Origin of the sequence: Streptomyces calidiresistens, from assembly GCF_014141525.1 — a bacterium.
Taxonomy (GTDB): domain Bacteria; phylum Actinomycetota; class Actinomycetes; order Streptomycetales; family Streptomycetaceae; genus Streptomyces; species Streptomyces calidiresistens.
Window position 1 is genome coordinate 1 of the sequence record NZ_VKHS01000251.1, and the last position, 6,632, is coordinate 6,632.

Consider the following 6,632-nt stretch of genomic DNA (forward strand, 5'->3'; position numbering starts at 1 on the left):
GGCCCCGGCTCAGCCGGGGTGGCCGGGGGGTGGCCCCTGGAGGCCGCGCGGTCCGCCCCAGCCGCGCCCGCCGCCCCACCGGCGACCCCGCCCGCCGGGCGTGGTCGGGGTGCGTCGCAGCCAGAACGCGGCGAGCACGCCGCCGATCAACCCGAAGAGGTGGCCCTGCCAGGAGACGCCGGAGGCGGTGGGCAGCACGCCCCACAGGATGGACCCGTACAGCAGGAAGACCACGATGCCGACGGTGATGTCGAGGGCGTTGCGTTCCACGAAACCGCGCACCAGCAGGTAACCGAAGAGGCCGAAGACGACGCCGGAGGCGCCGGCGGTGATGGAGCCGGGGGCGGAGGTGAGCCAGACACCCAATCCGGAGATCGTGATGATGATCAGGCAGACGCCCAGGAAGCGGCCGATGCCGCGCAGCGCGGCGATGAACCCGAAGACCAGCAGCGGCACGCTGTTGGCGATCAGGTGGTCGTAGCCGAAGTGCAGGAACGCGGCCGGGAAGATGTCGCGCAGCTCGCCCGGGTCGCGCGGCTCGATGCCGTACTCGCAGACCAACGGTTGGTCCGCCATGCCGGGGAAACAGCGCGGGGTTCCGCCGTCGATGGCGGTGAGCACCCACATCAGGGTCACCCACCCCAGCATGAGCACACCGGCCTGGATCGCTCTCCGCCTACGGGTTCCCGGCTCGCCTGCCACGGCAGCCCCTCCGCTTCCTCGCTGTGGTCCGTCGCGCTGCGGGGTCCCTACCCGCCCGGCGCCCGGAACCATCCAGGCTAGCCGGCCGGGCCCGGATCCCCTCCCCGTGGGACGCCGCCGGCTCCCGGTCGCCGGGACCTCAGGGGCGCACCGGGACCGGCAGGGTGCCCCGTCCGGGGTCCTCCTCGCGCTGTCGCTCGATCAGGTCGAGGTACATCAGCGCCACCGTCAGGTCCGCCGGGACCAGCCGTTCCTCGACCGGCGGGGGGTTGAGGGAGATGGCCGAGCCCGCGTGGAGATCCAGTCGCAGCGGCAGCGGGGCGGCGTCCGGGCCGTGGAACCGGCCGATGTCGAAGACGACCCGGGAGAGCACGCCGTTGCGGATCTCCACCTCGGCGGCGACCGGCGCGTCGGGGTCGGCGGCGACCCGGGCCACCGGCGGCAGGCCGAACCGCCCGCTCTGCTCGTCCAGCAGGGAGAGCAGCGGCGCCAGGGCGCGCTCGGCGGCGCCGGCGGTCAGCCGCACCTCGTAGCGCTCGGCCCCCCGTGCGTCCTCCAGGCGGTGCAGGGAGGCCCCCGACCGCAGCGCCCGGCCCAGGCCGTCCACGATCTCCCACTGGGCGTCCGGCTCCAGCAGCACGGCGGCGTCGGTCAGGGCCGCCGCGACGTTCGCCGCGAGGTCGGCCGGGACCGTCTCGCGGTCGGCGTTGAGGGCGTGCGCGTACTGCTCGTACCGCGCCGGGTCGACCAGGGCCCAGGCCCCGCGCAGGGCGCGCGAGGCCGGCCCCAGCGAGGGCGGCAGCTCCTCCACGTCCCGCAGGAAGCGCTCGGCGGAGTTCACCCGGGCGGGGTCACCGAGCAGGATGTCCTGCACGACGGTCTCCACGCCGATGCGCACGTACGTCTCGCCGGCGATCTTCTTGATGCCGACCGCGTCCTTGCCGCCGAAGCCCACCGACAGCGCGGTGTCCAGGGGGTCGTCCCGGTCCAGGTCGCGCATCCGGGTGCTGCCCTCCGGGTCGCCGGCGACGGCGGTCAGCTCCAGGGTGGAGAGCACCGCGGCGTCCCGCTCGGTGGGGGCGGGGGAGCCCTCCCGTTCGGCGACCTCGCGCAGGTGCGCGAGGACCTCCCCGGGGGTCGCGTCGAGGCTCACGTCCATGCTGAGCGCCTCGCGGGAGAGCAGCTGGTCCACGGCCCCGCGCACCTGGAATCCTGCGCCGGCCTGCTGGACTGCGGTGCAACCGGTGCCGGCCCAGGCGAGCAGGCCGGAGAGCGCGGCGGCGCAGCCGAGGAGGGCCGCCCGCCGGCGCGGGGTCTGGGGCGCGGTACTGATGGGTCCACTCCCGGTCCGGGGACACTGACACCGGGGCCGTGGCCCCGCACCAGTGTCCCCCCTCGCGGCCCGCCCGGGGTCCCCGAACCGCCCGGGTGTGGCCGAGGCGTCATCCGGAGGTGAGGCGATCGTCACCCGACGGGAGCCGGTCCCGGCCCCGGCGCGGCCCGGGAGGGACCGGCCCGAAGGGGACGATCCGGGGCGGCACTAGGCTCGTTCGCATGAGTGACACGGAGCGCGTTCCCCTGGTGGTGGGGGTCTCGGGGGCGTCCGGGACGCCGTACGCGGCGGCCGTCCTGCGCGGCCTGTTGGCGGCCGGTGCGGCGGTGGACCTCGTGGTGAGCCGCGCCTCCCGCCTCACCCTGCTGGACGAGACGGGGGTGTCGTTCCGGGACGCGCACTGGCGGGAGGACCTGCGCGCGTGGCTGTCGCGGGGCGCGGACGGCGCGCCGGACACCTTCGCGTCGGAGGTCGGGGAATGGCTCGACGACGGGCACCGGGTGCGGTACCACCCGGCCGGCGACCTGGCGGCCGGCCCGTCCTCCGGCTCCTACCGCACGCGCGGCATGGTGATCGTGCCGGCCTCCACGGCGTGCGTGGCGGGGGTGGCGCTGGGGTTGTCGAAGGACCTGTTGCAGCGCGCGGCGAGCGTGACGCTCAAGGAACGCCGGCCGCTGGTGGTGGCGGTGCGGGAGACGCCGTTGAGCGGTCCGACGCTGCGGCAACTGGTGGCGTTGGACGAGGCGGGCGCGGTGGTGCTGCCCGTCTCGCCGGGCTTCTACGCGGGGGCCGACCACATCCAGGACCTGGTGGACTTCGTGGCCGGTCGGGTGCTCGACGCGGTGGGGATCCCGCACGACCTGTACCGCAGGTGGCGGGGTCAGTTGGGCGGTGGGGCCGCGCGGTCGCAGGCCACGAACCCCCGATAGCCTTGGAATCGGAGGTCGAACCGGTACGGTGCCGGTGCGCGCCGGTGGGGCGGCACGGTGACACCGGGGGACCGGCAACCGGACACGGGGCCCGGGGGCCCGGACCACGACCACGGACCACGGGTGACGGACGGCGGGAGGCACGGGGCGGACATGGACGCGGTGGACAAGCAGCTCATCCAGGCGTTGCGGGAGAACGGGCGCGCCTCCTACGCGGAGCTGGGCCGGCTGGTCGGCCTCTCCGGTCCGAGCGTGACCGACCGGATCAACCGGCTGGAGGCGGCCGGGGTGATCACCGGCTACCGCGCCACCGTCAACTCCGCCTCCCTGGGCATGGGGGTGACCGCCCTCATCGGCATCCAGCTCTCGGACGCCACCGACCACCAGGAGATCGCGCACCGGCTGCGGGACCTCCAGGAGATCGAGGACTGCTGGTTCATCGCCGGCGACGACTCCTACATGCTCAAGGTCCGCGCCCCGGACGTGGACGGCCTGGAACGGATCATCCGCCGGCTGTCGGGCACCCGGGGCGTCTCGCGCACCCGCACCACCATCGTGCTCTCCACCAAGTGGGAGAACCGGGTGGGGGCGCTGCCCGAATAGGCCGGGGCGCGGAGGCCGGGCCGGTCGGCGGGAACGTCGGGGGCACGGCGTAACCTCGACGGGAGGCCGGTCGCGCGACCGGCGGGGCCGGTCCGCCGGACGGGTCGGTGACGAACAGCGGGTGTCCCGGGCGACGCCCGTGATCCGCAGGAGCGAGGAGGCGCGACACATGGACGCGGGGCTCAAGCGCGAGCTGGAGGAGAAGGTCCGTGCCGGTGAGCGGCTGAGCCGTGAGGACGGTGTCGCCCTCTACGAGTCCGACGACCTGGCCTGGTTGGGCGGGCTGGCGCACGAGGTGCGCACCCGCATGAACGGCGACGTCGTGTACTTCAACGTCAACCGTCACCTGAACATGACCAACGTGTGCACGGCCTCGTGCGCGTACTGCTCCTTCCAGCGCAAGCCGGGGGAGAAGGACGCCTACACCATGCGCATCGAGGAGGCGGTGCGGCTGGCGAAGGCGATGGAGGGCGAGAGCCTCACCGAACTGCACATCGTCAACGGCCTGCACCCCACCCTCCCGTGGCGCTACTACCCCCGGTCGCTGCGGGCGCTGAAGGAGGCGCTGCCGGAGACGGTGCAGCTCAAGGCGTTCACCGCCACCGAGATCCACCACTTCGAGACCATCTCCGGGCTCTCCGCCTCCGAGATCCTCGACGAGCTGATCGACGCCGGTCTGGAATCGCTGACCGGCGGCGGTGCCGAGATCTTCGACTGGGAGGTCCGGCAGCACATCGTGGACCACCGCACCCACTGGGAGGACTGGTCCCGCATCCACCGCCTCGCGCACGAGAAGGGCCTGAAGACGCCCTGCACCATGCTGTACGGGCACATCGAGGAGCCCCGGCACCGGGTGGACCACGTGCTGCGGCTGCGCGAGCTGCAGGACGAGACCGGCGGCTTCCAGGTCTTCATCCCGCTGCGCTACCAGCACGACTTCGTGGACGTGAGGGACGGCAAGGTCCGCAACCGGCTCCAGGCCCGCACCACCATGGCCACCGGCGCGGAGGCGCTGAAGACCTTCGCGGTCTCCCGGCTGCTGTTCGACAACGTCCCGCACGTGAAGGTGTTCTGGGTGATGCACGGTCTGCAGACCGCGCAGCTCGCCCTCCAGCACGGTGCCGACGACATGGACGGCTCGGTGGTGGAGTACAAGATCACCCATGACGCGGACTCCTTCGGTACCCCGGACAAGCTGACCCGCGAGGACCTGCTGGAGCTGATCCGCGACGCCGGTTTCCGGCCGGTGGAGCGCAACACCCGGTACGAGGTCCTGCGTTCCTACGACGGCCCGGACCCCGACCGGCGCGAGGAGCCCCAGCCGATGCGGCTGTGACAGCGCCGGGGCGGTGGGGACGCGGCCCCGGCGCCCCGGCGTCCGGTGCGTGGAATCGCCCCGGCCCCGTCCGGTGCCGGGGCTAGGGTCGCGCCATGAACGTGCGGTATGAAACGACCACCCGCCCCTCCCCGGAGGACGCCGCCGGGGTGCGGCGGTTGTGGGCGGAGGTCACCAACGCGGGTGGCGCCGTCGGACTGGTGCCGCCGGTGGGGACCGGCGATGTCGCCCCGCTGTGGGAGGAGCACGAGCGGCAGCTCGCCGACGGTGCCGCCGAGCTGATCCTGGGTCGTGCCGCGCCGACGGCCGACGCCGTGCCGGGCCCGCCGGTCGCGGTGGCCTTCCTGCGCCTCAACGCCCACCTGCTGATGCGCCACTGGGCGTGGGCCTACCGCGTGATGCTCCACCCCGACCTGTGGGGGCGGGGCGAGGGCCGCCGGCTGATGACGGCCGTCGCCGACCGGGGGCGGGAGCGCGGCCTGCACGGCATCCGCCTGACCTGCCGCAACGGCCTGGGGCTGGAGCGCTTCTACGAGGCGTGCGGCTACAAGGAGATCGGTCGGGCCCCGGCGGCGATCCGGGTCGCGGAGGGCGAGTACCGGGACGAGACCACGTTCTGGCTGCCGTTGCGGTGACCTCCGGGTGGGCCGTCGAGCGGGCCGCCGTCCCGCCGCCCGGACCCGGTGTCGGCGCCGGCGAAACGGGCGAAGCGGTGCATACGCGGGGGTCGGTGTCGAACCGCTCGGGCCGGATGCTTCACTGGAGGGGACCCCTGAGCAGACGTCCCCTCCGGACGACCCGGAAAGGCAGTGACCCGGCCGTGACCCGCTCCCAGTACGCGACGCTCCGTTACACCGCCCTGCGCCTCGGCGTCTTCGCCGCCTGCCTGATCGTGGTCACCGGGCTCTCGTGGGTCGGTCTGATCCCCGCCGGCATCGGTGAGTCCCAGCCCTTCTGGCTGGTGGCCCTGGCCATCCTGATCTCCGCGCCGATCAGCTACGTCGTGCTGCGCCGGCAGCGGGAGGCGATGTCGGAGCAGGTCATCGACGGCGTCGGCCGGGCGAAGCAGCGCCTGCGCGCCAACCAGACGATGGAGGACGGCCCGGAGGACCGCCCCCGCGACGGCGCCGCCACCCGGGGCTGACCCGACCCCCGGGCGGTCGTTCCGCCGCCTCCCCGGATATGACGCGGATCACCCGGTGCCCGGGAATGCCGTGCCCCGGCGACCGGTTGTGCACCGGTGTCCGTCGGTCCCGACGCGTCGCCCCGCGATGCCACCGGCCCCGACGGGACCGACCGGCGGCCCCGCCCGGGGCCCCGGAAAGCCGTGGGGGTCCGTGGGGACCGTGGAAACGGGGAGGAAACGCGTGATCGCCGTGACCGGCACGTTCCGCCGGGCCGTCCGCGCCTCCGCCGTACCCGCCGGCCCGGGGCGGGCACCCCTGTTGTTGGTCTCCCGACGGCACATCGACTACTGCCGCTGCCGCTCGGCGGCGTGTTCCCGGGGCTGAGGGCCCCTTCCCGCCCCCCCCGGGTCCCGGAGCCCGCGTGTGCTCCGGGTGTTCCGGGCGCCCCGTCGGGTGCCGATCGGGCACCCGGTGGGACCACCGCGGGACCTCCCGGAGTTCTCCCGGATCGTGCCGGGGCCCATTGCCCCGGCCGGGTGCCGCCGGCACCGTGTTCGGGCCGTCCCCCCACGCCCTCGGTCCTCCCCGGCCGGGTCCTTCCC

8 protein-coding genes are annotated in these 6,632 nt (G+C 74.2%); 6 read left to right on the forward strand and 2 right to left on the reverse strand.

The annotated features are described in order from the left end of the window. Nucleotides 1–9: 9 nt before the first annotated feature. Complete coding sequence (locus FOE67_RS12410; RefSeq protein WP_182663568.1) at nt 10–648, reverse strand: rhomboid family intramembrane serine protease; 639 nt, start codon at nt 646–648, stop codon at nt 10–12. Between the two features lie 193 nt (nt 649–841). Further along, nucleotides 842–1,906, reverse strand: a complete 1,065-nt coding sequence (locus FOE67_RS12415; RefSeq protein WP_182663554.1) for a hypothetical protein — start codon at nt 1,904–1,906, stop codon at nt 842–844. A gap of 350 nt (nt 1,907–2,256) precedes the next feature. On the opposite strand from FOE67_RS12415, the gene FOE67_RS12420 reads away from it, so the two are divergent. The 6 genes from FOE67_RS12420 (at nt 2,257) to FOE67_RS12445 (ending at nt 6,414) form a co-directional block, all read left to right on the forward strand. Then, nucleotides 2,257–2,964 carry a UbiX family flavin prenyltransferase gene (locus FOE67_RS12420; protein WP_182663556.1) on the forward strand — a complete coding sequence of 236 codons (708 nt, stop codon included), beginning with the start codon at nt 2,257–2,259 and terminating at the stop codon, nt 2,962–2,964. A gap of 153 nt (nt 2,965–3,117) precedes the next feature. Beyond that, complete coding sequence (locus FOE67_RS12425) at nt 3,118–3,567, forward strand: Lrp/AsnC family transcriptional regulator (RefSeq protein WP_182663558.1); 450 nt, start codon at nt 3,118–3,120, stop codon at nt 3,565–3,567. A gap of 169 nt (nt 3,568–3,736) precedes the next feature. Next, complete coding sequence (gene mqnE / locus FOE67_RS12430) at nt 3,737–4,903, forward strand: aminofutalosine synthase MqnE (protein WP_182663560.1); 1,167 nt, start codon at nt 3,737–3,739, stop codon at nt 4,901–4,903. A 95-nt stretch (nt 4,904–4,998) separates the two neighbouring features. Next, nucleotides 4,999–5,538 carry a GNAT family N-acetyltransferase gene (locus FOE67_RS12435; protein WP_182663562.1) on the forward strand — a complete coding sequence of 180 codons (540 nt, stop codon included), beginning with the start codon at nt 4,999–5,001 and terminating at the stop codon, nt 5,536–5,538. Between the two features lie 185 nt (nt 5,539–5,723). Further along, nucleotides 5,724–6,047, forward strand: coding sequence for a DUF4229 domain-containing protein (locus FOE67_RS12440; RefSeq protein WP_323384820.1), 324 nt, complete (start codon nt 5,724–5,726; stop codon nt 6,045–6,047). 223 nt (nt 6,048–6,270) lie between these two features. Next, nucleotides 6,271–6,414: a hypothetical protein gene (locus FOE67_RS12445; protein WP_182663566.1), complete on the forward strand. Its 144-nt coding sequence runs from the start codon at nt 6,271–6,273 to the stop codon at nt 6,412–6,414. Nucleotides 6,415–6,632 lie beyond the last annotated feature (218 nt).